Annotated in this window: 4 protein-coding genes and 3 tRNA genes; all 7 read right to left on the minus strand. The window is 53.4% G+C overall.

The window, feature by feature from the left end:
* Positions 1-211: GTP-binding protein (locus PMI24_RS06625; protein ID WP_007952081.1), on the minus strand; the 211-nt coding region annotated here is incomplete at its 3' end.
* Positions 212-296: 85 nt separating this feature from the next.
* Positions 297-372 (minus strand) — tRNA-Thr (locus tag PMI24_RS06630).
* Between the two features lie 26 nt (positions 373-398).
* A tRNA-Gly gene (locus tag PMI24_RS06635) sits at positions 399-472 on the minus strand.
* Positions 473-497: 25 nt separating this feature from the next.
* Positions 498-582: transfer RNA gene (locus tag PMI24_RS06640), tRNA-Tyr, on the minus strand.
* Positions 583-725: 143 nt separating this feature from the next.
* Positions 726-1166 (minus strand): hypothetical protein, encoded by a 441-nt coding sequence (locus PMI24_RS06645; RefSeq protein ID WP_007952085.1) that lies wholly within the window; start codon positions 1164-1166, stop codon positions 726-728.
* A gap of 7 nt (positions 1167-1173) precedes the next feature.
* Positions 1174-1923: a pantothenate kinase gene (locus PMI24_RS06650; protein WP_007952086.1), complete on the minus strand. Its 750-nt coding sequence runs from the start codon at positions 1921-1923 to the stop codon at positions 1174-1176.
* Positions 1913-2866 (minus strand): bifunctional biotin--[acetyl-CoA-carboxylase] ligase/biotin operon repressor BirA, encoded by a 954-nt coding sequence (gene birA, locus PMI24_RS06655; RefSeq protein WP_007952087.1) that lies wholly within the window; start codon positions 2864-2866, stop codon positions 1913-1915. The genes PMI24_RS06650 and birA overlap by 11 nt, the downstream gene beginning before the upstream one ends.
* Positions 2867-2962: the final 96 nt, after the last annotated feature.

Raw genomic sequence — 2962 nt, forward strand, 5'->3', positions numbered from 1 at the left:
TGTACTCAACGTGCGCGGTGTTAATGGTGATACCGCGAGCTTTTTCTTCTGGAGCGCTGTCGATCTTGTCGAATTCAACTACGGCCGAACCGAAAACTTCGGAGCAGACGCGAGTCAGAGCAGCGGTCAGCGTGGTTTTACCGTGGTCTACGTGACCGATGGTGCCAACGTTGACGTGCGGCAGGGAACGATCAAATTTTTCCTTAGCCATCGATATCACCCCTAACAGAAGAAATTGAGCAACCAACACAAGCCATTAAAACAAAGGCAGATATTTTCATATCTGCCTTGTTATATGGAGCTCTTGAGCGGATTTGAACCGCTGACCTCACCCTTACCAAGGGTGTGCTCTACCAACTGAGCTACAAGAGCGTAACACTTTGCACAACCTGCAAACTTGGAGCGGGTAGCGGGAATCGAACCCGCATCATCAGCTTGGAAGGCTGAGGTTCTACCACTAAACTATACCCGCGGAGCCTGCAGCTCACGCTAAAATCTGGTGGAGGGAGAAGGATTCGAACCTTCGAAGTCGTAGACGTCAGATTTACAGTCTGATCCCTTTGGCCGCTCGGGAACCCCTCCTAATCAGGCCGGCATTCTATACTATGCCAAACCCCTGTCAAGCATTTTCTCATTTAAAAACCTGAGGTTAGCTGCATTGACACCACCCCGCTGCTGCAACCTTTTCAGGTCTTCGCTGTGGAGCGGGCGCCATTCTATGCAAACTATTCAGTAGGTGCAACCCCCTCGCACAGCATTATTTTATGTTTTAACTCATTGAATTCCTTGGAAAGGTTTTGTAACTGAGCATCACCCAGCAAACGCTGGGTTTCGGGCGTAATCTGGAACCAATATGAGCCGCCGGAAGACTCTTTTGACGAAGGAAGAGCTTTTGCTCCAAGCTCCGTCAAACGCTGCTCCAACGCCTGAGCGGACTCGGGGCGCGACACCCCCCCCACATAAAGGCACTCCCCATCAGGCTTTCCTCCAGTCCTTTTTTCACGGGAAGCATCACCACCAGCCTCACTCAGCAAGCGAATATCCTGTTGCGAACCACGATAAAGACTGAGGGGCGTGACATCCTTTGCGCGTAGCGGGGCCTCCTGCTGATGCCAGACGTAATAAAACACATTGAGTACCAGAAGCAGAAGGAACAACCAACGCATACAAACCTCAGGACAAAGGACACGCTATAGCCAAACCCACGAACACCAAATCGGAAACAATCCGAGCCTCAGGGGCGACATCTGAGACCAGCTCGGCGTCACCACCCGTAATGAAGACCCTGTAATCATCACCCCAGTAGGAACGCGCCATCTCCAGTTGCGTCAATACGAATCCTCTTAGCATCAACGAACAGCCACGCTCGACAGCCTCAGCCGTGTTGCGCCCAGGAGCCTGACTCGTCAATGCCCGCTCCGCCGCCAGGTCCCCGTAGCGAATTTTTCGAGTATGCGTACGCAACTGATTACGCATCAGCGGCATGCCAGGACAAATGAAGCCTCCCAGATGCTCACCGTCCGCGGAGATAAAGTCCGCAGTCACCGCCGTCCCGAAATCAAGAACCAGACAAGCACCTTTAGCCAGGTGAAAACCACCAAGCATTGCCAGCCAGCGATCGAGACCAAGGCGCTCATAGTCGTCGTAACCGTTCGTTACGCCAGACATCTCGCGAGCGGGCGACGCACAGACAACGGAAATGCCGAACTCGCGCCTGAGCAAGCCAATCAGCAAATTGGTCTCATCTTCAGTTCTTACGCTGACAAGGCGACATTTACCGAGAGATATCTTCTCAAGCGACCGAAGACTGTCGACCAAGGCGCCATCAGAGTCGACCACACCTTCTGCGACCAAGGCGCCCAACTCTGCACTCAGCACCCGCCATTTGATAAAACTGTTTCCACAATCGAGCTCAAGAATCATCACGCAACCTCAAGCTGAGCTCACCACCACTAAAGACCTTTTCCACACCATCTACCTTTAGCCGCAGCGCGCCTTGATTATCGATTCCCAGCACCACACCCTCTACCTGATTGACACCGGCAGTGAGAGAAACCGGCTGTCCCTGCCACAAATGGCTCGCCTCCCACTCTGCCTGAAGCGCAGAGAAGCCGCCTGACTGGTGACGTCGCAGATAGAGTTGCAGCTGCTTACTCAGCTCAACCGCCAGAATATTGCGATCACAAGATTTACCCGACTCTAGACGCATTGAAGTCCATTGCTGATCGACTTCGTCTGTAGCCTGCATGTTCACATTAATGCCCACGCCCAATACTACGTGACAAACGTCCGCTGGATCTCCGACGAGCTCCAGCAGGATGCCTGCAATTTTTTTTCGCCCGACCAAAACATCATTGGGCCATTTCAGCCCCGCACCTGGCACCCCAAGCGCGCGCAGGGTCTGCATGACCGCGAGACCGACAACGAGACTTAGCCCCTCGAGCTGACGCATCCCACCATCGATACGCAACACGAGGCTGTAATAAAGGTTTTCAGCAAACGGACTTACCCATTTACGCCCCCTGCGCCCTCGACCGGAACTCTGCCGCTCAGCCAGTATTAGAAAAGGCGCAACCCGCCCTCGATCTACCGCTCGCAACGATTCAGCATTAGTTGAGTCAATGGAATCGAAGACACTGACAGACCAGCCAGCAAGACCTTCCTCTATTGCGAGCGAGTCAAGCAACGCCAGCGGCGAGGCCAATTGATAGCCCCGCCCTCGAACTTTATGTATGGATAACCCAAGCTCCGCCTCCAGATGCTGAAGCTGCTTCCACACCGCACTTCGACTAATTCCCAGAGCAACGCCCAGGGCCTGACCGGAATGGAATCGACCATCCTTCAGAAGGTTCAACAACGTCAGCATGCAGGTCTCGCCTCAGAATGAGGCCCGAATAATAGCCATGCACCGGGCCGCTGCATAGAATTCAAACAATCCATTTTCCTGCGGGCAAAACAAAAC

Source organism: Pseudomonas sp. GM25 (genome assembly GCF_000282255.1).
In the GTDB taxonomy this organism is placed as follows: domain Bacteria; phylum Pseudomonadota; class Gammaproteobacteria; order Pseudomonadales; family Pseudomonadaceae; genus Aquipseudomonas; species Aquipseudomonas aphyarum.

Bases quoted from the DNA above. Each gene is read 5' to 3' on its own strand.
- PMI24_RS06645 (WP_007952085.1), bottom strand. From the start codon at position 1,166: ATGCGTTGGTTGTTCCTTCTGCTTCTGGTACTCAATGTGTTTTATTAC.
- PMI24_RS06650 (WP_007952086.1), bottom strand. From the start codon at position 1,923: ATGATTCTTGAGCTCGATTGTGGAAACAGTTTTATCAAATGGCGGGTG.
- birA (WP_007952087.1), bottom strand. From the start codon at position 2,866: ATGCTGACGTTGTTGAACCTTCTGAAGGATGGTCGATTCCATTCCGGT.